General features: G+C 67.8%; 26 protein-coding genes and 1 tRNA gene. 12 read left to right on the top strand and 15 right to left on the bottom strand.

Annotated features, from left to right (window positions below; all coding sequences use genetic code 11):
* Positions 1-2 precede the first annotated feature (2 nt).
* The 3 genes from AUL35_RS02515 to AUL35_RS02505 form a co-directional block, all read right to left on the bottom strand.
* On the bottom strand, positions 3-419 hold the full coding sequence (locus AUL35_RS02515) for a nuclear transport factor 2 family protein (protein ID WP_062011671.1): 417 nt from the start codon (positions 417-419) through the stop codon (positions 3-5).
* A gap of 190 nt (positions 420-609) precedes the next feature.
* Positions 610-1,932 carry a DUF6538 domain-containing protein gene (locus tag AUL35_RS02510; protein ID WP_062011669.1) on the bottom strand — a complete coding sequence of 441 codons (1,323 nt, stop codon included), beginning with the start codon at positions 1,930-1,932 and terminating at the stop codon, positions 610-612.
* Between the two features lie 137 nt (positions 1,933-2,069).
* A tRNA-Ser gene (locus AUL35_RS02505) sits at positions 2,070-2,159 on the bottom strand.
* A 212-nt stretch (positions 2,160-2,371) separates the two neighbouring features.
* On the opposite strand from AUL35_RS02505, the gene AUL35_RS02500 reads away from it, so the two are divergent.
* The 5 genes from AUL35_RS02500 (at position 2,372) to AUL35_RS02480 (ending at position 7,866) form a co-directional block, all read left to right on the top strand.
* The gene (locus tag AUL35_RS02500; RefSeq protein ID WP_062011667.1) at positions 2,372-3,679 is read left to right on the top strand and encodes a LysM peptidoglycan-binding domain-containing protein; all 1,308 of its coding nucleotides are present in this window, start codon (positions 2,372-2,374) and stop codon (positions 3,677-3,679) included.
* Between the two features lie 194 nt (positions 3,680-3,873).
* Complete coding sequence (locus AUL35_RS02495; RefSeq protein WP_062011715.1) at positions 3,874-5,721, top strand: ABC transporter ATP-binding protein/permease; 1,848 nt, start codon at positions 3,874-3,876, stop codon at positions 5,719-5,721.
* 102 nt (positions 5,722-5,823) lie between these two features.
* Positions 5,824-6,522: a phosphatidylserine decarboxylase gene (locus AUL35_RS02490; RefSeq protein ID WP_062011665.1), complete on the top strand. Its 699-nt coding sequence runs from the start codon at positions 5,824-5,826 to the stop codon at positions 6,520-6,522.
* Complete coding sequence (gene pssA / locus AUL35_RS02485; RefSeq protein WP_062011713.1) at positions 6,507-7,295, top strand: CDP-diacylglycerol--serine O-phosphatidyltransferase; 789 nt, start codon at positions 6,507-6,509, stop codon at positions 7,293-7,295. Before AUL35_RS02490 ends, pssA begins: the two co-directional genes overlap by 16 nt.
* Positions 7,296-7,311: 16 nt before the next feature.
* The gene (locus tag AUL35_RS02480) at positions 7,312-7,866 is read left to right on the top strand and encodes a pyridoxamine 5'-phosphate oxidase family protein (RefSeq protein ID WP_062011663.1); all 555 of its coding nucleotides are present in this window, start codon (positions 7,312-7,314) and stop codon (positions 7,864-7,866) included.
* Between the two features lie 10 nt (positions 7,867-7,876).
* Here the strand turns inward: AUL35_RS02480 and AUL35_RS02475 are convergent, their stop codons facing one another.
* The 10 genes from AUL35_RS02475 to rpsF all read right to left on the bottom strand — a co-directional run bounded on the left by AUL35_RS02475 (position 7,877) and on the right by rpsF (position 17,820).
* A complete protein-coding gene (locus tag AUL35_RS02475; RefSeq protein WP_062011661.1) occupies positions 7,877-8,617 on the bottom strand; it encodes an SDR family NAD(P)-dependent oxidoreductase in 741 nt (246 codons plus the stop codon).
* Between the two features lie 29 nt (positions 8,618-8,646).
* Positions 8,647-10,098, bottom strand: a complete 1,452-nt coding sequence (gene purF / locus AUL35_RS02470; RefSeq protein WP_062011660.1) for an amidophosphoribosyltransferase — start codon at positions 10,096-10,098, stop codon at positions 8,647-8,649.
* A 154-nt stretch (positions 10,099-10,252) separates the two neighbouring features.
* A complete protein-coding gene (locus AUL35_RS02465; RefSeq protein ID WP_062011654.1) occupies positions 10,253-10,888 on the bottom strand; it encodes a CvpA family protein in 636 nt (211 codons plus the stop codon).
* Between the two features lie 73 nt (positions 10,889-10,961).
* On the bottom strand, positions 10,962-12,356 hold the full coding sequence (gene radA, locus AUL35_RS02460) for a DNA repair protein RadA (protein WP_062011652.1): 1,395 nt from the start codon (positions 12,354-12,356) through the stop codon (positions 10,962-10,964).
* Positions 12,357-12,397: 41 nt separating this feature from the next.
* Entirely contained in the window at positions 12,398-13,882 is a 1,485-nt protein-coding gene (locus tag AUL35_RS02455) for a replicative DNA helicase (protein ID WP_062011650.1), read from the bottom strand.
* Positions 13,883-14,012: 130 nt separating this feature from the next.
* Positions 14,013-15,284: a cyclopropane-fatty-acyl-phospholipid synthase family protein gene (locus tag AUL35_RS02450; RefSeq protein WP_062011648.1), complete on the bottom strand. Its 1,272-nt coding sequence runs from the start codon at positions 15,282-15,284 to the stop codon at positions 14,013-14,015.
* A 152-nt stretch (positions 15,285-15,436) separates the two neighbouring features.
* On the bottom strand, positions 15,437-16,021 hold the full coding sequence (gene rplI, locus AUL35_RS02445) for a 50S ribosomal protein L9 (RefSeq protein WP_062011646.1): 585 nt from the start codon (positions 16,019-16,021) through the stop codon (positions 15,437-15,439).
* 30 nt (positions 16,022-16,051) lie between these two features.
* Positions 16,052-16,981, bottom strand: a complete 930-nt coding sequence (locus AUL35_RS02440) for a hypothetical protein (protein WP_062011644.1) — start codon at positions 16,979-16,981, stop codon at positions 16,052-16,054.
* A gap of 140 nt (positions 16,982-17,121) precedes the next feature.
* A complete protein-coding gene (gene rpsR, locus AUL35_RS02435) occupies positions 17,122-17,370 on the bottom strand; it encodes a 30S ribosomal protein S18 (RefSeq protein WP_062011642.1) in 249 nt (82 codons plus the stop codon).
* On the bottom strand, positions 17,371-17,820 hold the full coding sequence (gene rpsF / locus AUL35_RS02430; protein WP_062011640.1) for a 30S ribosomal protein S6: 450 nt from the start codon (positions 17,818-17,820) through the stop codon (positions 17,371-17,373).
* A gap of 348 nt (positions 17,821-18,168) precedes the next feature.
* Between rpsF and fabD the strand changes: the two genes are divergently transcribed.
* The 7 genes from fabD to gmk all read left to right on the top strand — a co-directional run bounded on the left by fabD (position 18,169) and on the right by gmk (position 24,565).
* Entirely contained in the window at positions 18,169-19,107 is a 939-nt protein-coding gene (gene fabD / locus AUL35_RS02425; protein ID WP_062011638.1) for an ACP S-malonyltransferase, read from the top strand.
* 24 nt (positions 19,108-19,131) lie between these two features.
* Entirely contained in the window at positions 19,132-19,869 is a 738-nt protein-coding gene (gene fabG / locus AUL35_RS02420) for a 3-oxoacyl-[acyl-carrier-protein] reductase (protein WP_062011636.1), read from the top strand.
* Positions 19,870-20,080: 211 nt separating this feature from the next.
* Positions 20,081-20,317 (top strand): acyl carrier protein, encoded by a 237-nt coding sequence (locus AUL35_RS02415; protein ID WP_026358398.1) that lies wholly within the window; start codon positions 20,081-20,083, stop codon positions 20,315-20,317.
* 134 nt (positions 20,318-20,451) lie between these two features.
* A complete protein-coding gene (gene fabF, locus AUL35_RS02410) occupies positions 20,452-21,714 on the top strand; it encodes a beta-ketoacyl-ACP synthase II (protein WP_062011712.1) in 1,263 nt (420 codons plus the stop codon).
* A gap of 124 nt (positions 21,715-21,838) precedes the next feature.
* Complete coding sequence (mltG, locus tag AUL35_RS02405) at positions 21,839-22,969, top strand: endolytic transglycosylase MltG (RefSeq protein ID WP_244493645.1); 1,131 nt, start codon at positions 21,839-21,841, stop codon at positions 22,967-22,969.
* A gap of 37 nt (positions 22,970-23,006) precedes the next feature.
* Complete coding sequence (locus AUL35_RS02400; RefSeq protein ID WP_062011634.1) at positions 23,007-23,900, top strand: YicC/YloC family endoribonuclease; 894 nt, start codon at positions 23,007-23,009, stop codon at positions 23,898-23,900.
* Positions 23,897-24,565, top strand: a complete 669-nt coding sequence (gene gmk / locus AUL35_RS02395) for a guanylate kinase (protein WP_062011633.1) — start codon at positions 23,897-23,899, stop codon at positions 24,563-24,565. Before AUL35_RS02400 ends, gmk begins: the two co-directional genes overlap by 4 nt.
* Here the strand turns inward: gmk and rsmA are convergent.
* Complete coding sequence (rsmA, locus tag AUL35_RS02390; RefSeq protein WP_062011708.1) at positions 24,562-25,353, bottom strand: 16S rRNA (adenine(1518)-N(6)/adenine(1519)-N(6))-dimethyltransferase RsmA; 792 nt, start codon at positions 25,351-25,353, stop codon at positions 24,562-24,564. The genes gmk and rsmA overlap by 4 nt on opposite strands.
* A gap of 38 nt (positions 25,354-25,391) precedes the next feature.
* Complete coding sequence (pdxA, locus tag AUL35_RS02385; RefSeq protein ID WP_062011631.1) at positions 25,392-26,429, bottom strand: 4-hydroxythreonine-4-phosphate dehydrogenase PdxA; 1,038 nt, start codon at positions 26,427-26,429, stop codon at positions 25,392-25,394.

Below are 26,429 nucleotides of genomic sequence, written 5' to 3'. Positions count from 1 at the left end.
CCTTACTTCGCCAGCGCGGGATCGATCTGCCAAATCTCGTCGGTGAGCTTGCCGTCCCGGAACATCATGACGTAGCGCACGGGGATCTTGTTGTCGTTGGCGAAGACGACATCGGCGAGGACGGTGGCGCCCTTCGGGTTCATGCTCTCGGTCATGTTCACGACGTTGGCCTTCAGGCCCGTCTGCGCCTTGGCGAACTTCGCCCAGGTCGCGGCGATCTCGGGACCCGTATAGGTGCCATCGAGCGGACCGCCGACCCAGTGAAGCGTTGCGGATGGCGCGTAGGCGGCGGTGACCGCAGCGGTATCGCCCTTGGCGATCGCTTCGATATGCGCCTTCGCCATGTCGCCGGCGGGACCCGCAAGCGCGGCCGAAGCCCCGGCGGAGAGAATGGCGATGGCTGCGAGGAGGGTCTTCATGGCTCGGTGTCCTTCGGTTCGGCCGAGATTGGCCCACGGAAGACGACGGGGAACGGCGCTTATTCCCAAAGGACTGAAAATTTGAGACGAGCGGGGTCAGTTCGGCGTTTCAGACGGAACGTCCGCTAACGGCGCAAGCTGAAAGGGCGACAAACGGCTTCGAAGGGTCGAAAGCTGTCGTTCGATATCCTTAGGGCACCACGATGGCCACCTTCAGAACCCACTCCAGCTTCTTCGCCAGCGTCGGCCCCTTGCCATAGTCCGGCCGATCGAACTTGTGGCCCATGAGCTCGGCGTCGATCAGGTCCGGCGCATCGGCGTCGGTTAGCCGATCCTTGAAGCCATGCCGGAAGGAGTAGAGGGTCTGCCCCTCGTTCTCGGTCAGCTTGTTCTCAACGAGGAACTTGTTGACGGTTGCCGAGAGCGTTCCACCACGATCCTTGTAGGTGCCGGCAGCCGCGGCCAGTAGCTTCGCGCCGTCGAGTGATGGGCCCACCAGAGGAAGCTCTCGCTTCGAAAACTTCGTCTTCAGCACACGACCGGGATAATCGACGATCGCAATGTGCGGGATCTCTGCGTCCAGGCGGATGTCTTCGGCTCGTAGCCCAGCGAGCTCGCTCGGCCGCGCGCCTGTGTTGATCATCGCCAAAACGACCCCGCGCGCCGCATCGTTCAGGCCGTCCAGCGCGCCGGGTGCCAGGATCCGGTCGCGGATGAACTCGGCCGAGTAGGGCGGCCGCTTCTTGTCCCCCTCGTCGGCGAAGCGCAGGCCCCGGAACTGGCGCGGCAGGTTCATGTCGCGCAGGTCCGACACCCGGGCGATCATCTTGCCGACGTGCGTCACGTCCTTGTTGGCCGACTCGACGCTGAGCCCCTCCTCGATCCGGCCGAACCACCAGTCGCGGAACGCGATCGCGTCGCCGCGGCTGAGGCTCGCGATCGGCTTGTCCCCGATCACCGAGATGATGTTGCGGACCGCGCGGACGTGGGGCAGGCGCCACTTGTGCAGCTGCATGTCCGACATCTGGCGGCGCTCCTGCCGGGTCAGGCTCTCGTAGTCGGCGACCAGTCCCGACAGCAGAAGGTCCGGCTCGGCGAGCGTGCCCCGCAGCGCCTGCACGAGTTGCGTCTCGTCGGGCGACGGCGGCGCGTCCTGCGCCTTCTCGATCGACACGCCCAGCCGCCGGAGGCGATCGATCAGCTCTCGGTCCGACACCGTGCCGAGTGCGGCCGGCCGATAGACGAAGCCCTCGAGGCGAGCGCGGCTGACGGCCGCCTGATACCGCTCATGGGCGTCGGCCGCGACACCGGAGAGTAGGTTCTGCCAGTAGGTCTCTGTCTCGGCGTTCAGTTTGTCGCGGATCCGCATCGCGTCGGCGAGGACGCTCGTCTCGGTACTGATGCGCACGCGCGGCCGCTGGTCGAGGTGTGCGACCTTCGCGGGGATCCGGCGCACGAAGTACCAGCGCCCTTCGCGCTTCACGAGCCAGCGCAGATCCTGTTCGCGCGTCATCGACACACCGTCGGCCGGGACGCAGTTTGGTACACAGGATGGAGCACAGTCGGTGGCATGCGTCTGAACCGATGCGCGAGGAAACGTCGCAAAGGCCTACGCTACAACGGGTCGGACGACAAGGTAGGAAAGTTTTCTGGCGGAGAGGATGGGATTCGAACCCACGATACGGTCTCCCGTATACTCCCTTAGCAGGGGAGCGCCTTCGACCACTCGGCCACCTCTCCGGTGCGGTTGAGGTACCGGAAGGCGAGGCGTTGTTCAAGGGGAGGCGGGACCGAGGTACCGCCAAATATCGCCGAACCGGTCGTTGGGTGCCCCACGAGGACGGCAACTTCGGCAGGGCCTTGTTTCCGCTGGCGATTGTCGATTGGCGGCGGGTCCGCTAATGCTGGAGGCGCGTCTGTCAACCTCGATGGTTTGGAAAGTTTAGCATTCGATGCGTCGCAGAACCCCGCTCATCGCCTTTGCCGTCCTGCTGGCGGCTGCCGCCTGGGGGTGGCGCAGCGGGGTCGTGGACATGGACGACGCGCGGCTGGACGCACCCGGCGCCTCGAACGTCGCGACGCTCGTTCCGCCTTCGGCGCCGCCGGCGCGCGATCCCGCGCCGTCTCCAGTGCCGGCTGTCGCGCCCGATGCGCCGCCGTCTGTAAAGCCGCAGGCGGCGCCGAGCTTCGATGTCGTTCGCGTCGAGCCCGACGGATCGACGGTGGTGGCGGGTCGCGCGGAGCCCGGCGAGGTCGTGACGCTGCGGAACGGCGCCGAAACGCTCGCCGAAACGAAGGCAGGTCCATCCGGCGATTTCGTGTTGGATCTGAGCCTGCCCGTCGGCGAGCATCGTCTGCGCCTGGCAGATGCGGGCAACGACCTGTCCGACGATGCGGCCGTCGTGAGCGTGCCGCCGGCCGGGCGACCGAAGGATCTCCTCGTCATGATGGATCGCCCCGGCGAGCCGACGCAGATCCTCGCGAGCCCCTCGCGGCCACAAGCCGACGAACCGGCCACCCCGGCGCCCGAAGCGGAGCCCCGCCTTGCCGCGACGACGCCCGTTCCCGATCCGGCACGCGGCGAGCAACCATCGGCGATCCCGCGCGCGACCCTCGGCGTCGAGGCGGTCGAGGTCGAGAACCGTCGCCTCTCGGTCGCGGGCGCCGCGCCGGAGGGCTCGCGCCTCAACGTCTATCTCGATGACAAGCTGGTCGGGCAGGCAGGCGGGACGGCCGACGAACGCTTTATCGCCAATGCCATGGCGGACGTCTCGGTCGGGCAGCATGTCGTACGCATCGACGAGATCGGCCGCGACGGGGCCGTGATCGCCCGGGCCGAAGTGCCCTTCACGCGGCCCGACGAGAACAGCATGGCGGCGATCGCGCCGAGCGTGCCGCCGGAAGCGCCGCGATCGACGGTGCCGGTCGGGCCGGACACCGATGGAGCCGCGGCTCCTTCACCGACCGCAAGCGCCGTGAGCGAGGCTACCGTGACCCCCTCGACCGGTGCAGAACCGGCCGTGGCGGCCTCCCAAGGTCCGGAGACCGTCATCCAGCCTGCCCTGCAGGCAGCGCAGGCCAAGGTCATCATCCGCCGCGGCGACACACTCTGGGGCATCTCGCGGCGCGCCTACGGACAGGGCGTGCGCTACACCGTGATCTATCTCGCGAACGGCGACCAGATCCGCGATCCCGACCGCATCTATCCCGGACAGGTCTTCCGCATGCCAGACGACGAGGGACGTCCGCCGCGCAGCTGACGTTCGCTGATCGGGAAAGGTTCGTCGCACTGGCGATCAGGAGCGTGGAGGACTAGAACGCCTCCAGACAAGACGGGCGCCCCCATCGGCCCCGCCCGCCGCTCCCGCCGTTCGGCGCGGGTGCGGCACACTCCATCCCGGATCTCTGCCGCGTGGCGAACCAGCAAGACACCGTATCGGGCGACGGCGCCGCCATGTGGCGAACGCTGCGCAACCTGTGGCCCTACATGTGGCCGAAGGAGCGGCCGGACCTTCAGAACCGCGTGCTCTGGGCGACCTTCTACCTCGTCCTGGCCAAGCTTTTGACGGTCGGCATTCCCTACTTCTTCAAGTGGGCGACCGATGCGCTGGACGGCGCGAACTCCGCACGGGCCTGGCTCCCGCTCGTCCTGACCGGCGCGGTGACGCTGGTCGTCGCCTACAACGTCGCGCGCGTCGTGTCGGTCGCGCTGAACCAGCTCCGCGATTCGCTGTTCGCCAGCGTCGGCCAATATGCGGTGCGCATCCTCGCCTTCCGCACCTTCGTCCACATGCACCAGCTCTCGCTGCGCTTCCACCTCGAGCGGCGCACCGGGGGGCTCAGCCGCATCATCGAGCGCGGCACGAAGGGCATCGAGACGATCGTCCGATTCACGATCCTGAACACCCTGCCGACGCTGCTCGAGTTCGCGCTGACGGCGGCGATCTTCGGATTCACCTACGGTGTGTCCTACCTCGTGGTCGTGACCGCGACGGTCGTCCTCTACGGCTGGTTCACGATCAAGGCGAGCGACTGGCGCATTGCGATCCGGCGCGAGATGAACGCGTCCGATACCGACGCCAACACCAAGGCGATCGACTCGCTCCTGAACTTCGAGACCGTGAAGTACTTCGGCAACGAGGGCATGGAGGCCGAGCGCTTCGACCGCTCCATGGCGCGCTACGAGAAGGCGGCGACCCAGACCTGGACGTCGCTCGGCTGGCTGAACTTCGGCCAGGGCGTGATCTTCTCCACCGGCATGGGCACGGCCATGGTGATGTCGGCGCTGGAGGTGCGCGCGGGCACGCAGACCCTCGGCGACTTCGTCTTCATCAACGCCCTTCTGATGCAGCTGTCCGTCCCGTTGAACTTCATCGGCTTCGTGTATCGCGAGATCCGGCAGGGGCTGACCGACATGGAGGAGATGTTCCGCCTCCTCGGCATCCGGCAGGAGGTCACCGACCGTCCCGGCGCGCGGGAGCTGGCGGTGTCGTCCGGCGCGATCCGCTTCGAGGACGTGCGCTTCTCCTACGACCCCGAACGGCCGATCCTGCGCGGCGTGTCGTTCGACGTGCCGGCCGGCAAGTCGGTCGCCATCGTCGGGCCGTCGGGCGCGGGCAAGTCGACGATCTCGCGCCTTCTCTTCCGCTTCTACGATGTCCAGGGCGGGCGCATCCTGATCGACGGTCAGGACATCGCGGCGGTGACGCAGGCCAGCGTGCGCAAGGCGATCGGCATCGTTCCGCAGGACACCGTTCTGTTCAACGACACGATCAGCTACAACATCCGCTACGGGCGGGTCGACGCCAGCGAGGACGACGTGCGCCGCGCCGCCGACCTCGCGCAGATCTCGCGCTTCATCGAGATGCTGCCGGACGGGTTCTCGACCATGGTCGGCGAGCGGGGCCTGAAGCTGTCGGGCGGTGAGAAGCAGCGCGTCGCGATCGCGCGCACGATTCTCAAGAGCCCACCGATCCTCGTCCTCGACGAGGCGACCTCGGCGCTCGACACCCACACCGAGCAGGAGATCCAGAGCGCCCTGCAGCTCGTCTCGCAGCGCCGCACGACGCTCACAATCGCCCATCGTCTGTCGACCATCGTCGATGCGGACGAGATTCTGGTGCTGCGGGCGGGCGAAATCGTCGAGCGGGGTACGCACCGCGACCTCCTGCAGCAGGGCGGACTCTATGCCGAACTCTGGACCATGCAGCGCGAGGAAAGCGAGGCCGAGGAGGCGCTGAAGCGCGTCCGCGAGGCCGAGCGCGCCGCGCTTGCCGCAAAGGCGCAGCGGCAGCCCGCCTGACGCGCGGTTGTGACCGGCATCCCGGCGTGCTCGGTTGTGGGCGCACCGGTTTGCGCCTATCTCCTTCGCTTGCTCCCCCTTTGAAAGGCACGACCCCGCCCGATGGACATGATCGCCTCGATCCGTAACGCCTTCGTCCCGATCCACCGGGCGGGCTATCCGTTCATTGCGGGCTTCTTCGTCGTCTCGCTCGTGCTGGGCCTCCTGTGGGAGCCGCTGTTCTGGCTCGGCCTCGTCCTGACGCTGTGGTGCGCGTATTTCTTCCGCGACCCGTCGCGCGTCACGCCGGTTTCGGACGAGCTCGTGGTCAGCCCCGCCGACGGGCGCGTGTCGCTGGTCGGCCATGTCGTGCCGCCGACCGAGCTCGGCCTCGGAGACGAGCCGATGCTGCGCGTCTCGGTGTTCATGAACGTCTTCAACTGCCACGTGAACCGCTCGCCGGTGCGGGGCCGGATCGCGCGCATCGCCTATCGCGAGGGGCAGTTCGCCAATGCCGAGCTCGACAAGGCGAGCGAGGTCAACGAGCGCTCCTCGATGGTTGTGGAGACGGTTCATGGCGAGGTGGGCGTCGTGCAGATCGCGGGCGCCGTCGCGCGCCGCATCGTGGTCTTCTCGCGTTCGGGCGATCCGCTGGAGGCGGGCGAGCGCTTCGGCCTCATCCGCTTCGGGTCGCGGCTCGACGTCTACCTGCCGGACGGCGCGCAGGCGCGCGTCAGCGAGGGCCAGATAGCGATCGCGGGCGAAACCGTGATCGCGGATTTCGGGCAGCGCCCCGCTTCGGTTCTCTGGCGCAAGGACTGAGGGGCGTCGTGGCCGACCGCGCGCCTTCCGCCGCCCGCATCACCTTCCGGCAGATCCTGCCGAACCTCGTCACGATCCTGTCCATCTGCGCGGGCGTGACGGGCATTCGCTTCGCCTTCGAGGGGCGGTTCGAACTGGCGGTCGGCCTCGTCCTCGGCGCCGCCTTCCTCGACGGCATCGACGGCCGCATCGCGCGCCTCGTCAACGGGCAGAGCCGGTTCGGCGCGGAGATGGACTCGCTCGCCGATATCGTGAACTTCGGCGTCGCGCCGGCGCTCCTTCTCTACGCCTACACGCTGCACGACGTCGGCTCCATCGGCTGGATCGCGGCGCTCCTCTACATCAGCGGCTGTGCATTGCGCCTCGCGCGTTTCAACACGATGCTCGACGTGCCCGACCGGCCCGCCTGGCATTCGCAGTTCTTCACCGGCATCCCGTCGCCGGCCGGCGCGGCCCTGGCGTTGTTTCCGATGTATCTGGGCTTTGCGAGCAACCTCTACCTGCCCGACATCACGCCGGCCTTCGCCGCCCTCTATCTCGTGGTCGTCGGCGTGCTGATGGCGAGCCGCATCCCGACCTTCTCGGGCAAGACGATCGGCATTCCGGTGCGCCGGGACCACGCGGTCGGCGTGGTTCTCGCGGTCGTCTTGTATATCGGCCTTCTGCTCAGCTTCTTCTGGGAGACGCTGACCGTCTCGGCCATCGCGTATTACGCAGCGATCCCGCTTTCGGTCCGGTCCTATCGCCGGCTGGCAGGGCGCGCGCAAGCATAAGGGGAAGGGGGCTGGCATGGCCAAGCAGTTCGAGCGCATCGAGGACAGCCATCTGGCCTTCATCGAGCGTCAGCACATCTTCTTCTTCGGGTCGGCTGTGGGTGACAGCCGCGTGAACATCTCGCCCCGGTCGACGCAGCACTTCCACGTTCTGGGAGACCTCACCGTCGCCTATCTCGACCTGACCGGAAGCGGCAGCGAGACGGCCGCCCACTCGATGGCGGGCGGACGGGCGACAGCCATGTTCTGCGCCTTCGAGGGTCCGCCGCTGATCCTGCGCCTTTATGGGCGAGCCCGCGTCGATTTTCGGGGCAGCCCTGCCTACGAGGCGTTCCTGGGCGAGCGTTACGCGTCCGGCGAACCGCTGGGCGCGCGTCAGGTCGTGACGCTGGACATCGATCTCGTCCAGACCTCCTGCGGCTTCGCCGTGCCGACCTTCGAGCATACCGGCGAGCGTCCGGTCCTCGACAACTGGGCCGAGAAGAAGGGCGAGGAGGGCCTGCGCGCCTATCGGCAGGAGAAGAACCTCACCAGTATCGACGGGTTGCCGACCGGTTTCGTGGAGGCCTGAGGGCCGCAGCTCAGTCCGGCGCGTGGTAGCGCAGGAAACGGTTCTGACGCACGTCGAAGAGTTGTCCCGTTTCGGTCAGCTCCGGCATGGCGAGCGGCAGGATGCGCGCGGCGACGTCGACCGGCTTGGGAAGCGTTTCCGGGTCTTCTCCGGGCATGGCGAGCGCGCGCATGGCGGTGCGCGTCGCGCCCGGATTGACGGAGTTCACCCGAAGCGGCGTGTTGGCGGTCTCGTTCGCCCAAGAGCGCACCATCGCCTCGTCTGCCGCCTTGGTCGCGGCATAAAGCCCCCAGAACGCCTTGCAGGAATGGGCCGCGCCCGAGGAAAGGACGATCGCCCGTCCGTGGGCCGAGGCGCGCAGGAGCGGGTCCACCGCGCGGATCATCCGCCAGGTCGAGGTCACGTTGAGCAGCATCGTGCGCTCGAAGACCTTCGCCTCGATGTGGCCGATCGGCGCGAGCACGCCGAGAACGCCCGCATTGGCGACGAGAACGTCAAGCTTGCCCCAGCGCTCGTGGATCGCGCCGCCCAGCCGATCGATGCCGGCCATGTCGGCGAGGTCGAGCGGTACGAGCGTCGCCGCGCCCCCTGCTGACTTGATCTCGTCGTCGAGCTCTTCGAGCCCGCCCACCGTGCGGGCGACGGCGATCACATGCGCGCCTTCCCCCGCCAGCTGCCTGGCGAGGTGGTAGCCGATGCCGCGCGAGGCCCCGGTCACGAGCGCGACCGCGCCGTTCAATCGTCCTGCCATGCGTCTCTCTCGGGTCCGTCCGTTCCGGGTCAGCCGTTGGTGGCGAGGAGCGACAGCGGGCGCGTCTCCTCCGCGCTGTCGAAGTCGGTCAGCGCCGTCGGGTAGTCGCCCGTGAAGCACGCGTCGCAGAACTGCGGCGCCTGCCGGTTGCGCTCGGGCTCCGAGGTGGCGCGGTAGAGGCCGTCGATCGACAGGAAGGCGAGGCTGTCGACCTTGATGTAGTCGGCCATCTCCGCGATCGACATGCGCGAGGCGAGCAGCTTCGACTTCTCGGGCGTGTCGACGCCGTAGAAGCAGCTCGCCGAGGTCGGCGGCGACGCGATGCGCATATGCACCTCGGTCGCGCCCGCGTCGCGAACGAGCTGCACGATCTTCTGGCTCGTCGTGCCGCGAACGATGGAGTCGTCCACCAGGATGACGCGCTTGCCCTCGATGATGCGCCGGTTCGGGTTGTGCTTGAGCTTCACGCCCATGTGCCGGATCGAGTCGGTCGGCTGGATGAAGGTGCGCCCGACATAATGGTTGCGGATGATGCCGAGCTCGAACGGAAGCCCCGCCTCCTGCGCGTAGCCGATCGCTGCCGGCACGCCGGAATCGGGCACCGGCACCACGATGTCCGCGTCCGCGTGGCTTTCGCGCGCCAGCTCCGAGCCGATCCGCTTGCGGATCTCGTAGACGTTGCGCCCTTCGACGTTGGAGTCGGGCCGCGCGAAGTAGACGTATTCGAAAATGCAGAAGCGCGACCGGCGCTTCTGGAACGGGAAGTCGCTCTCGATGCCGCCGTCGGTGACGGTGATCATCTCGCCCGGCTTGATGTCGCGGATGAACTCCGCGCCGATGATGTCGAGTGCGCAGGTCTCGGAAGCAAGGACGAAGGCGTCGTCGAGGCGCCCGAGCACGAGCGGACGGATGCCGAGCGGATCGCGCACGCCGATCATGCGGTCGGGCGTCATGCCAACCAGGGAATAGGCGCCCTCGAGGCGCGAAAGGGCATCGATCAGCTTGTCGTTGAAGTGGCGCGCGGCGCTGGTGGCGACGAGATGGAGAATCGTCTCGGTATCGGAGGTCGACGAGAAGATCGAGCCGCGTCGTTGGAGCTCACGCTGCACGGTGAGGGCATTGGTGATGTTGCCGTTGTGGGCGACGGCGAAGCCGCCGGCCGAAAGCTCGGCGAAGAAGGGCTGCACGTTGCGCAGGCCGCCACCGCCGGTCGTCGCATAGCGCGTATGGCCGATCGCACAGCCACCCGGCAGCCGCTCCAGCACCGACTGCTTGGTGAACGTGTCGCCGATCAAGCCGGAATGGCGCTCCACGTGGAACTGGCGCCCGTCGTAGGAGACGATGCCGGCCGCTTCCTGCCCTCGATGCTGCAGCGAGTGCAGGCCGAGCGTGACGAGCGCCGCCGCATCCTGGCGGTTGAAGATGCCGAAGACGCCGCACTCCTCATGCAGCGTGTCGTCGTCGAAGGGCGTCTCGTCCATGGGCTGAACCTCTCGTCCTGCCGAGTACCGGAACCACGCCCCATATGGGGGCGCGTCGGTGGGAATGCGAAAAGCTGAGAAGCCCGGGGAGCCGTGGGCTTCCGGGCTTCGTCCTGTCGGGAGCGTCCGCGCGCGGCGCGAGGCCCGGGTCTGGTCAGTTGGCCGGCGCTTCGGCCGGCTGTTCCTCGTCCTGCTGGATCGCGTCCTCGATCGAGGCCGGCGAGCCGCCTGCCGGCGCCTCGGATGCCGCCGGGCCGTCGGCCGGGGTTGCCGGTGCGCCGAACCGCTCGCGGATCGTCTCTTCCGGGTTGTCGGGGAGCGCGGCGACGAGGCGGGTGCCAAGGTCGTCCAGGAACGGCTTGAAGTGGGCGTTCGAGACCCAGGGTGGCTGATTGCCGGTCTGGGGCGGTGTCAGCCAGTTGAAGAACACCATCGCGACGACGACGAGGAGGAGGCCGCGCGCGGCGCCGAAGGCGAAGCCGAGCACGCGGTCGATGGCCCCGACGCGGCTGTCGATGATGAAGTCCGCGATCTTCAGCGTGATGAAGGAGACCACGATCAGCGTCAGGAAGAACAGGCCCGCCGCCGAGGCCGCCAGCGCGACCTTTTCGTTGTGGATGTAGTTCATCGCGAAGGGCGTGACGCGCGCGTAGAACAGGAAGGCGACCACTGCGGCCACCACCCAGCTGACGATGCTCAGCACCTCGCGCGAGAAACCGCGAACCATCGCGAGCAGGCCCGAAACGAGCATGATCGCGACGAGGATCGCGTCGAGAAGGGTGACGTTCATCGGCTGTGGGCGCCTGCTCGCGTTCGGTGCTGGGTGCGTTGCATCATGCTTACACTTCGCAATAGGGCAAAAATCAAGCCTCGGCTTCCAGCGCACCCGCCGCGACGCGGGCGACAAGGTCCGGCAACTGCTCGATTTCCACGGTTTCGCCGTCGCGCGAGCGCGGCATGTCGGGGCCGAGCAGCGGCTGCACCGACTGGCGGAAGCCGAGCTTCTCTGCTTCCTTCAGCCGCTGGCCGCCATGGGAGACCGGCCGCACCGATCCCGACAGGCTGATCTCGCCGAAATACACGCAGTCCGCCGGCAGCGGGCGGCCCGACAGCGAGGAGACGAGCGCGGCCGCCACCGCGAGATCGGCGGCGGGCTCCTTGATCCGGTAGCCTCCAGCGACGTTGAGATAGACGTCGTGCTGCCCGAGCCGCACGCCGCAATGGGCCTCCAGCACCGCCAGCACCATGGCGAGGCGCGGCTGGTCCCAACCGATCACCGAGCGGCGCGGCGTGCCGAGCGGCGAGGGGGCGACGAGCGCCTGGATCTCGACGAGGACCGGGCGCGTGCCCTCCATCCCGGCGAACACAGCGGCACCCGGTGCCTTGCCGTTGCGCTCGCCGAGAAACAGCTCGGACGGGTTCGGCACCTCGCGCAGGCCCGCGTCCCCCATCTCGAAGACGCCGATCTCGTCGGTCGGGCCGAAGCGATTCTTGACCGTGCGCAGGATGCGATAGTGATGCGCGCCCTCGCCCTCGAAGTAGAGCACGGCGTCGACCATGTGTTCAACGACGCGCGGGCCCGCGATCTGGCCTTCCTTCGTGACATGGCCGACGAGGATCATCGCCGCGCCTGTGGACTTGGCATAGCGGATTAGCGCCTGGCTTCCGGCGCGAACCTGCGTGACGGTTCCCGGCGCCGATTCCACCGCATCGGTCCAGACGGTCTGGATCGAATCGATGATGACGAGATCGGGCCGCTTGTCCTGGCCGAGCGTGGCGAGGATGTCCTCGATATTGGTCTCGGCCAGAAGCTCGACCGAGGCGTCGGCGGCCTTGAGGCGCTGGGCGCGAAGGCGCACCTGCGCGACCGCCTCCTCGCCCGACACGTAGATCACGCGGTTGCCGGCGCGCGCGAGCGCGGCCGCCGCCTGCATCAGAAGTGTCGATTTGCCGATGCCCGGATCACCGCCGACGAGAAGCGCCGATCCGCGCACGATGCCGCCGCCCGTCACGCGGTCGAACTCGTCGATGCCGGTGCGGATGCGCGGCGCCTCCTCGGCCTCGCCCTGGAGCGGGAGAAGCGCCGAGGGACGCCCCTTGCGGCGAGAGCGCGAGACCGGACCTCCGGCGATGCCGCCGCCGATATCCGACTCCTCGACGATCGTGTTCCACTCGCCGCAGGCCTCGCACTTTCCCTGCCAGCGCGAGGTCACGGCGCCGCAGTTCTGGCAGACGAAGGTCGTCTTCGCCTTGGCCATCAGCCGGCGATCCTTAGGGAAGATGCGCTCGTCATGAAGGGCTACTCGTAGCGCTCGGGCAGATGGCTCTCCTCGGCCAGGTCCGTGAAGCGCGTGAACTCGGCCTGGAAGGCGAGGGGGATCGAGCCCGTCGGTCCGTGGCGCTGCTTGGCGACGATGACCTCGGCCTTGCCGCGCGCCTCGTTCATCTCCTGCTGCCACTTCAGATGCTCGTCCGTGCCGAGCTTGGGCTCCTTGTTCTGAAGGTAGTACTCGTCGCGATACACGAACATCACGACGTCGGCGTCCTGCTCGATCGAGCCTGACTCGCGAAGGTCGGAGAGCTGCGGGCGCTTGTCGTCGCGGTTCTCGACCTGGCGCGAGAGCTGGGAGAGCGCGATGATCGGGACGTGCAGCTCCTTGGCGAGAGCCTTCAGGCCGGTGGTGATCTCGGTGATCTCCTGCACGCGGTTGCCCGCGCTCTTGGAGGAGCCCTGCATCAGCTGCACGTAGTCGATCACCATTACGTCGAGGCCGCGCTGGCGCTTGAGGCGGCGGGCTCTGGCCGATAGCGCGGCGATGGAGATGCCGCCGGTCTGGTCGATGTAGAGCGGCGCCTTCTGCATCATCTCCGAGCAGGCAACGAGCTTGGCGTATTCGGCGTCCGTGATGTTGCCGCGCCGAATCTTGGACGAGGACACCTCGGCCTGCTCCGACATGATGCGGGTGGCGAGCTGTTCGGCGCTCATCTCGAGCGAGAAGAAGGCGACCACGCCGCCGTTCTTGGCCTTGTAGGATCCGTCGGCCTGCTCGGCCGGCTCGTAGGCCGAGGCGATGTTGAAGGCGATGTTGGTGGCGAGCGACGTCTTGCCCATCGCCGGGCGGCCGGCAAGGATGATGAGGTCGGAGGGCTGGAGGCCACCCATCCGCTTGTCCATCTCGCGGATGCCGGACGAGATGCCCGACAGGCCGCCGTCGCGGTCCTTCGCCGCGCCCGCCATCTCGATGGCGAGCGTCATCGCGTCCTCGAAGGACTGGAAGCCGCCGTCGTAGCGGCCGGTTTCGGCGAGTTCGAAGAGCGCGCGCTCGGCGTCCTCGATCTGCTGCTTGGGCTCGGCGTCGATCGGCGCGTCGAAGGCGACGTTCACCATGTCCTCGCCGATGCGGATCAGCGAGCGGCGGATGGCGAGGTCGTAGACCGCCCGGCCGTAGTCGGCCGTGTTGATGATCGTCGTGGCCTCGGCAGCCAGGCGCGCGAGATACTGCGCGACGCTCATCTCGCCGACGCGGTCGTTGGCGGCGAGGAAGGTCTTGATCGTGACGGGCGTCGCGATCTTGCCCATGCGGATCATCTGCGAGGCCTTGCCGAAGATCTCGCGGTGGATCGGCTCGTAGAAGTGCTCGGCCTTCAGAAAATCGTGGACGATGTAATAGGCGTCGTTGTTCACCAGAATCGCACCGAGCAGAGCCTGCTCGGCTTCGATGTTGGCGGGGGCCTCGCGATAAAGCGGCGACTCCTCTTCGAACTTGCGCGCGGCGTCCGCCATGGCGCGTCTCCTGTAGGCTCGGACGAAGCGTCGATCCTACAGGAGATGGGGTCCCGTTACCAACTTTCCGAGGGGTTCCCCGCCCGAAAAGCGGATCATTTTCCTAGCCTCGCGCAAGCTCCGCCAGCCGCTATTCGGCGGCGACGCACGCCCGCTCGGGCTGTTCGACGGCGCGCGCCTCGCGCTGCTTCAGCGCCTTTTCGGTCTCCGTCATGTAGTCACGGCGGATCGGAAGCGCGTCGACGGCGTGGGTCAGCTGGATCTGGAAGACGACGTAGCCCTGCCAGCGGAACGAGGCCTCGGAGATCGCGAGGTAGAACTCCCACATGCGGCAGAAGCGCCGGTCGTAGAGCGCTTCGGCCTCGGACCAACGCTCAAGGAAGGCCATGCGCCAGGCGCGGCACGTCTCGGCATAGTGCAATCTCAGGACCTCGATATCGGTGATTCCCAGCCCGGAGCATTCGATCGCCGGCATCACCTCGGACAGCGACGGGATGTAGCCGCCCGGAAAGATGTGCCGGTCGATGAAGCTGTTGGTGTTGTAGGGGGGCGTCGTGCGTCCGATCGTATGGAGCAGCATGACGCCATCCGGCTTCAGGAGCTTGGCGGCCTGTTGGAAGAACGGATCGTAGAAGTCGCGACCGACATGCTCGAACATGCCGACCGAGACGATGCGGTCGAAGCGCTCCTCGATATGGCGGTAATCCTGCAGCTCGAAACGGACGCGGTCCGACAGTCCGCTCTCGACGGCCCGCGTGTTGGACCGCTTCAGCTGCTCGTCGGAAAGCGTCACACCCTTGACCCGCGCCCCGCACTCGCGCGCGAGGTAAAGGCCCATGCCACCCCAGCCGCTCCCGATGTCGAGCGTCGAGAGGCCGGGCCGGTCGAAGCGGAGCTTGGCCGCGATATGCCGCTTCTTGGCGAGCTGAGCGTCGGCGAGCGACTGTTCGGGCGTCTCGAAATAGGCGCAGGAATACTGCCAGTCCGGGTCGAGAAAGAGGGCGTATAGATCGCCCGACAGGTCGTAGTGCCGCTGCACGTTGCGCCGGGAGCGCTTCGGCACGTTGTTCTGCACGACGCGTCGGTAAAGAAGGCGGACCTGCTCGATCGCCTTCATCCACGGCTGGCCGGTCGCGGTCATGGCCGCGTTGTCGAAGACGAGCGCGATCAGGTCGTAGATCGAGCCCAACACCATGTCGACCTCGCCGTCCATGTAGCATTCGCCGAGTTTCAAGGCGGGGTTGTGGCCGATCTGGCGTTCGGCCGCGCGGGTCTTGATCGCGAGCTCGACATGGGGCGGCTCGCCGTCGCCGAAGCTGTGGTGCCCGCCGTCCACCGTGTGGATGGTCAGCGTCCCCTTTCGAATGAGACGCTTCAGGTAAAACGAGAGAAGCGGATACATGAACGCCTCCAGACTCACCGGCGCTCTCTGGCGCGCCAGCCAAATCAGAATGACGTGATCGAACGAAAAGAAAAGGCGTCCCGACCGATCGGGACGCCCTGAAGTTGAAAAAAGCTAAGTCGGACGAAACGTCGATCGTCCCGATGCCAGGGTCAGCCCTGCGCCTCTTCGGTGGTCTCGCCCGCCTCGGTCTCCTCGGCGGCCTCTTCCTCGTCGGCGTACTCGTCCTCCACGCCGTAGATCGCGGCAGCCGAGGTGAGCGTCTCGCCGCGCGACTGGCGCTCGGCCTCCTCCGCGGAGCGGGCGACGTTCACGTTGATCGTGATCGAGACCTCGGCGTGGAGGATGATCTTCACCTTGTGAATGCCGATCGCCTTGATCGGCTGGTTGAGTTCGACCGCGTTCCGGCTGACGTCGAAGCCCTCGGCCTTCAGGATGTCGGCGAGGTCGCGAGCCGAGACCGAACCGTAGAGCTGACCGGTCTCGCCGGCCGAGCGGATGATCGTGAAGCTCTTGCCGTCGAGCGTCTCGCCCAGGCCCTGGGCCTCGGTGCGGCGCTCCTCGTTGCGGGCGATGAGCTGTGTCTTCTGCGACTCGAACTTGGCGCGGTTCGCGTCGTTGGCGCGGAGCGCGCGGCCCGTCGGCAGCAGGTAGTTGCGGGCGTAGCCGTCGCGCACGCGAACGGTGTCGCCGAGACCGCCGAGACGGTTGATGCGCTCGAGAAGGATGACGTCCATGGTCAGGTGTCCTTTTGTGTGGTTGCGGGATCAGGCACTTGCCGGCGAGGCCGGCGGTTTCGCGGTCTCGAACAGGCCGAGAACCAGGAAGGCGAGGAGCGGGAACGACAGGAGCGCGATCGCCGCGTAGGTCGTGAAGAGGATGAGGGTGCGCGAGCCGCGCCCGCGCGTGCGCCGGTGGAGCGCGGCGAGGCCGACGAGCGTGAAGGCGAGCGCCAGGGCACCGACGAGCACCGCCGCGACGGTTCCGGCCGCGCCGCCGAGAAACGAGGCGGCCAGGGCCAGCGCGAAGAGCGTCAGCGCCGCGCGGGGCAGGATCGCGGTGGCGGGCAGGTCGTCGCGGGGGCGTTGGAGGCGTCCGCTCGCTCGCGCGATCGCCGCCGACACGTAGAGGCAGATCACCAGCGTCAGGAGAAGGAAGGCCGGCTGAACGAAGGGAATGGCGCCCACGACGAAGCGGGCGATCTCCTGCACCTGCGCGGATTGGATATCGGCACCGGCTCCCTGCTGGGTCAGCGCGTCGGCGACGAGCGGGGCCAGTTCGTCGCGGTCGAACCCGATTAGGGCGCCGAGAGCGACGCAGGCCGCCGCCGCCAGCAGCGCGGCCGCGAACAGGATGCGGCGGATCGGGAACCAGTCGAGGACGGGCTGGCCGTTGGCGCCTTCAGTCGGGCGCGCAAGGCCGGCGATATGCCCGAGGATGGCGGCAGGCAGGGCGACGGGGATGAGAACCGAGAAGCCCGCGTTGAGCGTGCCGGCGGCGGCGGCGACGGCGCCGAAGGCCGACAGGGCGGCGACGAAGCCGCTGGCCGATCCCCAGCCAAGGCTGGCAAGCATGACGGGAACGGGAGCCACGAGCGCGAGGCCGACCGCGCCGCTCGACTGCGTGACGAGTCCGGCGAACAGGAGGGCGGAGGCAAGGCCGGCGAGGAGGCCGACGAGAAGGGCGCTGGGCTTCATGAACTCTTCGCTGTCCTGCGGGCTTCGCAGTTAGGGGCGGGGTGCCCCAGCTCGGCGATTGGCATCAAATCCTGCGAGCGGGCGCCGAGCACCGGGCAGGAGAATGGCCGACCGCCGAAGCGGCGGTCGGCCGGTGGTCCTTACTTCAGGACGTAGGGCAGGAGGCCCAGGAAGCGGGCGCGCTTGATCGCCTGGGCGAGGGCGCGCTGGTTCTTCTGGGAAACGGCCGTGATGCGCGAGGGCACGATCTTGCCGCGCTCGGAGATGTAGCGCTGCAGGAGACGGACGTCCTTGTAGTCGATCTTCGGCGACTCGCCCGACGCGAACGGGTCGGACTTGCGACGACGATGGAACGGACGACGGGTCGGGAGCTGGGCGATGTCGACCATTTACGCGGCCTCCTCGGTGCGGGGACGGCGGGGACGGTCGTCGTCCTCGCGGCGCGGACGGTCGCCGTCGCGGTCACGGCGCGGCGGACGGTCGCCGCCGTCGCGGTCGCCGCGACGCGGACGGTCGTCGCGCTTCTGCATCATGGCCGACTGGTTCTCGTCGTGCTCTTCGACGCGAATCGTGATGTAGCGCAGGATGTCTTCGTTGAAGCGCATCTGGCGCTCCATCTCCACGACCGCAGCGGCGGGCGCGTCGATGTTCATGAGCGTGTAGTAGGCCTTCCGGTTCTTCTTGATCCGGTAGGTGAGGGTCTTGAGACCCCAATTCTCGACCTTGCCGACCTTGCCGCCATTGGCCTCGATCACGCCGCGGTACTGATCCACGAGCGCTTCGACCTGCTGGCCGCTGATGTCCTGTCGGGCAAGGAAAACGTGCTCGTAGAGAGCCATGGCGTTTGCCTTTCCATCGCGTTGGATCGCACGGGGCACAGCGGCTAAGCCTCTGCGACTCTCCTCGAATACCGACCGGCTGGCGGGCGGTGCTGGAAAGACGCGTCAGGTGAGACGGTCGAGAGCGGGGACACGGGAAGAGACGGGCGAGCCCGCATCGTTCGAGCTGACGCGCAAACGACTTCCGTTCAGCCCCCGGCTGTGGCATCCGGCGACGACGGGGTGCGCTTAGCCCAATCTTCCCTGCGTGGCAAGTCTTCGGCCCGTTTCGGTGCCTTGGCGACCTTGACATGCAACCGGACGCTGCCCATTCACCGCCCCAACGATGGACCGGGAGGACAGGACGACATGACGCTAGCGCTGATCTTTCCGGGACAGGGCAGCCAGGCGGTCGGCATGGGCCGCGAACTGGCCGACGCCTTTCCCGAGAGCCGCGCCGTCTTCGAGGCTGTCGACGAGGCTCTGGGCGAGCGCCTGAGCGACACGATCTGGAACGGCCCGGAGGATGCGCTCCGCCTGACGCGCAACGCGCAGCCTGCCCTGATGGCCGTGTCGCTTGCGGCGATGCGCGCGCTGGAGGCGCGCGGCTTCGACTGGGGGCGCGTCGAGTTCGTGGCGGGCCACTCGCTCGGCGAATACTCGGCGCTGGCCGCGGCCGGCGCGCTGGACGTCGCCGACGCCGCGCGTTTGTTGCGCATTCGCGGCGACGCCATGCAGGCGGCGGTGCCCGAAGGCGAGGGCGCGATGGCCGCGATCCTCGGTCTCGACGACGGCGACCTCGCCAGGGTCTGCGCCGAGGCCGGCCAGGGCGGCGTGTGCCAGATCGCCAACGACAATGGCGGTGGCCAGATCGTGATTTCCGGCACGCGCGCGGCGGTCGAGCGCGCCATGGCGGCGGCGCTGGAGCGCGGTGCCAAGCGCGCCATCCCGCTGCCTGTCTCGGCACCCTTCCATTGCATGCTGATGCAGCCGGCCGCCGACCGCATGGCCGAAGCGCTCGCGGCGGCACGGATCGAGGCGCCGCGCGCCCCGCTGGTCGCCAACGTCCTGGCGTCCGCCATCTCCGACCCGAGCGAGATCCGCGAGCGGCTGGTGGAGCAGGTAACGGGGCAGGTGCGCTGGCGCGAGAGCATGGCCTATCTGGCCGATGCCGAGGTCGACACCTTGTTCGAGGTGGGCGCCGGCAAGGTGCTCGCCGGACTTGCCAAGCGCATTGACAAGCGCCTTGCCGCCTCGAGCGTCGGCACGCCCGCCGACGTCGACGCCGCGATCGCGCGTCTCGCCTGACTTTTTTCTTCAAGGACCAGCCCCATGTTCGACCTTTCCGGCCGCAAGGCCCTTGTCACAGGTGCCAGCGGCGGGATCGGCGAGGCGATCGCGCGCAAGCTCCACGCGGCGGGCGCCGTGGTCGGCCTGCACGGCACGCGGCGCGAAAAGCTCGAGGCGCTGGCAGGCGAATTCGGCGAGCGTGTCCACGTGTTTCCGGCCGACCTCGGCGACCGGACGGCGCAGTCGGCCCTGGCTGAAACGGCCGAGGCCGAACTCGGCGGTGTCGACATCCTCGTCAACAACGCCGGCATCACGAAGGACGGGCTCTTCGTGCGCATGTCGGACGAGGACTGGGACCGCATCATCGAGGTCGACCTCACCTCGGCCTTCCGCCTGACGCGCGGCCTGACGCACCCGATGATGCGCCGCCGCTTTGGCCGTATCATCAACATCACCTCGGTCGTCGCCGTCACCGGCAACCCCGGACAGGCGAACTACTGCGCGGCCAAGGCCGGCATGATCGGCTTCTCGAAGTCGCTCGCCCAGGAGATCGCCTCGCGCAACGTCACGGTGAACTGCATCGCCCCCGGTTTCATCGCGAGCGCGATGACCGACAAGCTGAACGAGAAGCAGCAGGAAGCCATTCTCGGCGCCATTCCCATGAAGCGCATGGGTGCGGGCGACGACATCGCGGCGGCCGCGCTCTACCTCGCCTCGGCCGAGGCCGGCTACGTCACTGGCCAGACTTTGCACGTCAACGGCGGCATGGCGATGATCTGAAGCCGGCTGCGCTTGGCACCCTTGCGGGTTGGCCCCTTGCCGGGGCCGTGCTAATCCCCGGTCTGCCGGGCTTCGCAAGCGGCGAACCGGCATTGCAGCCGTCCCGTATCGTGCCGCTCCGCTGGCTCGCGCCGGCTGGAGGGCCGCTTGATAATCCCCCCTCCGGCGTCTAACGAAAACGGCGGAAGCCACTTCAACACAAGGACTGACCATGAGCGATACCGCTGAACGGGTGAAGAAGATCGTCGTCGAGCATCTGGGCGTCGAGCAGGAGAAGGTGACGGAGAACGCTTCGTTCATCGACGACCTGGGCGCGGACAGCTTGGACACGGTCGAGCTCGTCATGGCGTTCGAGGAGGAGTTCGGCGTCGAGATCCCCGACGATGCGGCCGAGACGATCCTGACCGTCGGCGACGCGGTGAAGTTCATCGAGAAGAACCAGGCCTGATGGCCTGACCCTACTTTCGGGGATCGCCTCGATCCCCTTGGGCGAACCCTTGACGGTTCGCCCAGTTCGCCCGGATGACCGGGCCTCTCTTCCGTGAGAAAACGAACCGAGACGAAGGGTTGGGCTACCAGACCATGAGACGCGTCGTGATCACCGGTACCGGGATGGTATCTCCTTTGGGATGCGGAACGGAGGTGACCTGGTCGCGCTTGCTGGCTGGACAGAACGGTGCCCGCCGCGTCACGGAGTTCGAGGTCGACGACCTTCCCGCCAAGATCGCCTGCCGCATTCCGGTTGGCGACGGCACCGACGGCACTTACAATGCCGACAACTGGATGGAGCCCAAGGACCAGCGGAAGGTCGATCCCTTTATCGTCTACGGCATGGCTGCCGCCGACATGGCGCTGGCCGACGCGAACTGGCATCCCGAAACCGACGAGGACCAGATCGCCACCGGCGTCCTGATCGGGTCGGGCATCGGCGGCCTGGAGGGCATCGTCGACGCCGGCTACACGCTACGCGACAAGGGCCCCCGGCGCATCTCGCCCTTCTTCATTCCCGGCCGTCTGATCAACCTCGTGTCGGGCCAGGTCTCGATCCGGCACAAGCTGCGCGGACCCAACCATGCCGTCGTGACGGCCTGCTCCACCGGCGCGCACGCCATCGGCGACGCCGCGCGGATGATCGCTCTCGGCGATGCGGACGTGATGGTGGCCGGCGGCGCCGAGTCGCCGATCTGCCGCATCTCGCTGGCGGGCTTCGCCGCCTGCAAGGCGCTCTCGACGCAGCACAACGACGATCCGCAGCGAGCCTCGCGCCCCTACGACAAGGATCGCGACGGCTTCGTCATGGGCGAAGGCGCGGGCATCGTCGTTCTGGAGGATCTGGACCACGCTCTCGCGCGCGGCGCGAAGATCTACGCCGAAGTGGTCGGCTACGGCCTGTCGGGCGACGCCTATCACATCACCGCCCCGTCCGAGGACGGCGACGGCGCCTACCGCTGCATGGGCATGGCGCTGAAGCGCGCCGGACTGACGGCGAACGACATCGACTACGTCAACGCCCACGGCACCTCCACCATGGCCGACACGATCGAGCTTGGCGCCGTCGAGCGTTTGGCGGGCGATGCCGCGCCGCGCATCTCCATGTCGTCGACGAAATCCGCAACGGGCCATCTTCTCGGCGCGGCGGGCGCCATCGAGGCGATCTTCGCGACCCTCTCGATCCGTGACAACATCGTCCCACCGACCCTCAACCTCGACAATCCCGAACGGGAGACGGCGATCGATCTCGTGCCGCACAAGGCGCGGCAGCGGGACGTGAATGTCGCGGTGTCCAACTCCTTCGGCTTCGGCGGAACGAACGCGTCGCTGGTCCTGCGCCGCTACGTGGGCTGACCGGACGGCGTTTCGCCATATTCGCAGCTGATTCAGCAGGAGGGGGCGGCCGGATGATCTCCGGACCGCCCCCGCCGTTTGTTTTCAAGCCGCCGCACGGCGGAACCAGGCCCGGGAGAAGAGCGTGACGTCCGGCCCCCAGCCCAACGACACCCCGATTCCTCCGACCGTCGAGGAGATTCGCGCGGCGCGGCGCAACCGTCGCTCGCGAGGTGCCCGCAACGGTCTCGTGATCGCGATGAACTTCCTGTTCACGATCGCCCTTTTTCTGGCGCTCTGCGCCGGCGCGCTTCTCTGGTGGGGCAAGGGGGAGTTCGACGGACAAGGACCGCTCGCCGCCGAGGCGACCTATCTCGTCCCGAAGGGCGGTGGTCTGGATGGCATCGCGAGCGGGCTGGAGCGGGCAGGCATCATCTCCAGCGCCACGATCTTCGAATACGGCGTTCGCCTCGAAGGGGCCGGCGGCAAGCTCAAGGCGGGCGAATACGCCTTCGCGCCGGGTGCGAGCATGCGCGACGTCATGGAAACGCTGCGCGACGGCAACGCCATCCTGCATGCCGTGACGGTGCCGGAGGGATGGACGGTCACCCAGATCTTCGCGCGGCTGGCGGCCGAGGAGGCGCTGGCGGGCGACCTGCCTCCGATGGTGCCGGAGGGAACGCTCCTGCCGGAGACCTACCGCTTCACGCGCGGGCAGAGCCGCGCCGAGATCGTCCAGCAGATGAGCGCGGCGCAGGCCAAGCTCGTGAAGGAACTGTGGTCGGACCGCGCGTCGAACCTGCCGATCTCGGACATCGGCCAGTTCGTGACGCTGGCCTCGATCGTCGAGAAGGAGACGGGCATCGCGGCGGAGCGTCCGCACGTCGCCTCGGTCTTCATCAATCGCCTGCGCAAGAACATGCGCCTGCAATCGGATCCGACCATCATCTACGGCATATGGGGCGGTGCCGGTAAGCCGCTGAACGAGCCGATCCGGCAGTCCCACATCCAGGGCGAGACGCCCTACAACACCTACGTCATTCGGGGCCTGCCGCCGGGACCGATCGCCAATCCCGGGCGCGCGGCCCTCGAGGCGGTGGCCCATCCGCTGGACACCGACGACCTCTACTTCGTAGCGGACGGGACGGGCGGGCATGCCTTCGCCTCGACGCTCGACCAGCACAACGCGAATGTGCGCCGCTACCGCGCGATCGAGCGCCAGACGGCGAACGACCAGAACGCCACGGGCACCGGCGTCCGGGCGATCGCACCCTGATTTCCAGCCCGCCTAACCGACCTTCAAGGACCGCGCGATGAGCCTTCGCAGCATGACCGGCTTCGCGCGCGTGGAACGCGACGCTGAGCCCACGGGCTTCTCGTGGGAGTTGCGCTCCGTGAACGGCAAGGGGCTCGACCTGCGGCTCCGGTTGCCCCCAGGACTGGAGGATCTGGAAGCTGACATCCGTCGCCTTGTGGGGTCGGCTCTTGGGCGCGGCAACGTCCAAGCTACGCTCTCGCTCCGTCGCGAGACGATGGAGGAGGCGGCGGGCTTCCGCGTCAACGAGATACTTCTCGCGGAACTGCTGCGGCTGTCCGATGCGCTGGTCAGCGAGGGGCGTGCCGCGCCCCCGAGCGCCGACGGTCTCCTGGCGCTGCGCGGTGTGATTGAGGTGGCGGAGGTGGGGTCGGCCGCCGGCGCGCTGGCGGAGCATCGCGCCGAGGTGCTGGCTGCGCTGTCCGAAGCCCTCTTGGCGCTGCGCCGTTCGCGAGAGATCGAGGGGCAGGCGCTCGCCGACGTTCTCAACGCCCGCCTCGACCGGATCGAGGAACTGACGGCCATGGCGGAGGCGCATCCGGCGCGCAGCGTCGAGGCGATTCGTTTGCGTCTCGCCGATCAGGTCGCGCTGCTGCGCGGGGCTGCCGATGGGCTGGACGAAGCCCGCCTCCACCAAGAGGCGACGCTGCTCGCGACCCGTGCCGACATCCGCGAGGAACTGGACCGCCTGACGGCTCATGTCGCGGCGGCCCGCGAACTCCTGTCGCTCGACGAACCCGTTGGCCGTCGTCTCGACTTCCTGTCGCAAGAATTTAACCGCGAGGCGAATACGCTCTGCGCCAAATCGAACGCAACCGGGCTGACGGCCATAGGGCTTGATCTCAAGCTTTCGGTCGACCAGTTCCGCGAACAGGTGCAGAATATAGAATGAAGTCGTTGACCGATATCGAATCGACCATCTCCATCGCGCGGCGCGGCCTGATGCTGGTCATCTCGTCGCCGTCGGGCGCGGGCAAGTCGACGATCGCGCGGAACCTCCTTGAACTCGATCCCCGCTTCTCGCTTTCCATCAGCGTGACGACCCGCAAGCGACGGCCGAGCGAAATCGACGGCGTTCACTACCACTTCATCGACGTGCCGACATTCGAGCGCCTGCGGGCGACCGATGCGTTGCTCGAATGGGCGGAGGTCCACGGCAACCTGTACGGAACGCCTCGTGACGCCGCCGAAAAGGCGATGCGCGAAGGCCGTGACATGCTCTTCGACATCGACTGGCAGGGCGCGCGCCAGCTTCAGGAGCAGGCGAAGTCCGACATCGTGTCGATCTTCATCCTGCCGCCGTCGATGAAGGAGCTGAAGATGCGCCTCATGCGGCGCGCCGAGGACTCCGGCGACACCATCGCCATGCGGCTGCGCAATGCGAGCGTCGAGATCGAGCGCTGGCGCGACTACGAGTATGTCGTCGTGAACGACGATCTGGACCGCGCCTTCTCCGCCGTCCTCTCGATCGTGAACGCCGAGCGTCTGCGCCGGGACCGGCGGCCGGGCCTCTTCGACTTCACCCAGTCGCTGCTGGAGGAGGCGCTCGACCTCTAGCGGGTCAGCGCGTTCGCGAGATCGACGAATTCGGCGACCGAGAGCGTCTCGGCGCGACGCTGCGGGTCGATCTCCACCGACCGGAGAAGCGCCTCACCGCCGACAGGTTTCAGGCTTTGCCGCAGCATCTTGCGACGCTGTCCGAACGCGGCCTGCGTGACGCGTTCGAGATCGGATAGGCGAGCAGGCAGGGGCGCGGCGACCGGCTCGATCTGGACGATGGAGGACGTGACCTTGGGCGGCGGCGTGAAGGCCTCGCGCGACACGTCGAAGAGGATCGAGGCTCGCGTGCGCCAGCCGCACAGGACGCCGAGCCGCCCGTAGTGGTCGTCGTCCGGCCCCGCCACGATGCGGAGCGCGACCTCGCGCTGGAACATGAGCGTGAGGCTGGTCCAGCGCGGCGGCCACGGCTCGACGGTGACCCAGTTGAGCAGGAGCTGGGTTCCGACGTTGTAGGGTAGGTTCGCGACGATCTTATAGGGACCCTCGCAGAGGCTTGCCGGGTCGATCTCCAACGCGTCGCCCTCGACGACCGTGAGGCGTCCGGGATAGTGCGCGGCGATCGCCTGCAGGGCGGGAAGGCAACGCGGATCCTTTTCGATCGCGATCACGCGTCCCGCTCCGTGCGCGAGCAGGGCGCGCGTCAAACCGCCGGGACCCGGACCCACCTCGACGACGGTCTCGCCCTCGAGCGGCATGGCCTGGCGCGCGATGCGGCCGGTCAGGTTCAGGTCGAGGAGGAAGTTCTGGCCGAGGGCCCGACGCGGGTCGAGGCCGTTGGCCTCCATCACCTCGCGCAGCGGCGGCAGCCCGTCGAAGGCGAGGCTCACGCGGCGACCGGCGCCTCGGCGCGGATGGCGGCCATGCGGCCGGCGAGCCTGAGAGCTGCAATGAAGCTGTTGGGTCGCGCCGTTCCCTTGCCCGCGCGATCGGCGGCGGTCCCGTGATCGGGCGAGGTGCGGATGACCGGCAGGCCCAGCGTGACGTTGACCGTTTCGTCGAAGGCGAGCGTCTTGGCCGGGATCAGGGCCTGGTCGTGATACATGCAGAGCGCGACGTCATAGGTCGCCCGCGCCTCCGGATGGAAAAGCGTGTCGCCGGGAAGCGGCCCGAACGCCTCGACGCCGGCCGCACGGAGGATCTCGACCGCCGGCCGCACGATCTCCTCGTCCTCGCGGCCGATCGCGCCCCGTTCGCCGGCGTGCGGGTTGAGACCGGCGATGGCCAGCCGGGGCGCGTCGAGCGCGAAACGCGTGCGCAGGTCGTCCGATACGATCCGCGCGGTGGAGACGATGAGGTCCGTCGTCAAAGCCGCCGGAACCTCGGAGAGGGGGATGTGAATGGTCACGGGGACGCAGGAAAGGTCCGGTCCCGTCAGCAGCATCACCGGCTGTAGCGTCCGGCCCGTGAGTGAGCCGCAAAGCTCCGCTAGATACTCCGTATGGCCCGGATGGGCGAAGCCGACGTCGTAGAGCGCCTTCTTGTCGATCGGGTTGGTCACGAGGGCCGCCACGTCGCCCGAAAGGCACAGCCGCGTCGCGCGGTCGATCGCCTCGACCGTTCCCGCGCCGTTCGCCGGATCCGGACGACCCGGTTCCTCCAGATGGCGGTTCACGAGCGGCAGGACCGCCAGATCGTCGTTGTTGCCCTCCAGCGCCTCGGCCGGCGCGCCGACCGTGCGGATCGATACGTCGATCCCGAGCCGCTCGGTGCGCTGCGCGACCATTTCGGGATCTGCCAGCAGCACGAAGCGGGGAAGGCCGAGACGCTCGCGATCCCGGTGGGCCATGAGAGTCACGTCGGCGCCGACGCCGGACGGTTCGCCGATCGTGACCGCAAGAAGCGGCGAGGGGGCCTCGCCCAT

Origin of the sequence: Aureimonas sp. AU4 (assembly GCF_001463765.1) — a bacterium.
In the GTDB taxonomy this organism is placed as follows: Bacteria; Pseudomonadota; Alphaproteobacteria; order Rhizobiales; family Rhizobiaceae; genus Aureimonas.
Note: the sequence above shows the minus strand (reverse complement) of the source record. Positions and strands in the feature narration are given on the sequence as shown.